The sequence below is a fragment of the Hymenobacter cavernae genome, from assembly GCF_014641455.1.
Lineage (GTDB): Bacteria > Bacteroidota > Bacteroidia > Cytophagales > Hymenobacteraceae > Hymenobacter > Hymenobacter cavernae.
The window spans coordinates 1-691 of the sequence record NZ_BMHT01000003.1; the positions used below are offsets into that span (position 1 = coordinate 1).

The 691-nt window shown below is 66.1% G+C and carries 1 protein-coding gene; it reads right to left on the bottom strand.

What is annotated here, in order from left to right:
- The coding region (locus tag IEX74_RS08255) for a glycoside hydrolase family 97 N-terminal domain-containing protein (RefSeq protein WP_194446540.1) at positions 1-691 on the bottom strand (691 nt) is incomplete at both ends.

The following is a 691-nucleotide window of genomic DNA, read 5'->3' on the forward strand; positions in this document are numbered from 1 at the left end:
GCCAGTGAAGCACCTAGCACAATGACGCGCCAGGGCGTGCGCCACGGCAGGCGGCTTTCGGGCAGCAGGGCCGCCTCGGGCGTGGTTTTTTCGGGCGGCTGCGGAAAGGCTACGGCGTACTCGGCATCGGGCGACTCGTGCGCCAGGTGGGTGCCGCAGTAGGTGCGGTCCAGGCCGGCTTCGGTCAGCAGCACCCAGTGTCCGTTGGTTTGGAACAGGGCCGGAAACGACCACCCCTGCCCGATGGTAGAGGGTGTGCCGGCCGCCACGCCGCGCTCATAGTATTCCTCGTACGAGGGCTGGGTATTGGCAAATCCGGTCTGCGCTTTGGCGTGCGGGTGCAGCCAGCCTTTGGCCCCGGCCGGCAGGTGAAACGTGGTGCGCTCGGCTGTAATGCGCTGCACGTCGGTGGTTTTGCCTTCGATGAGGTACTGAAACGCTACTCCGTCGTTTGACACCTGAAACACCACGCTGAGCTGCGGCGCCCCGGCCGCTCCCGCAAAATGGAGCACGCGCCGATTGGCCCGGTAGCGGCAGTTCGTGCGCTTGTCGGTGGCTAACTGGTAGTCGTCGGTTACGGCTTCCACCTTGTCGGCTTTGGCTAGCTTGAGGCCCTGCGTGAGGTCGGCGCTAGCCAGGTGCAGACCTAGGTGCGAGGGCCGCAGCAGCTCGGCTTGGCGGTAGCGCACGG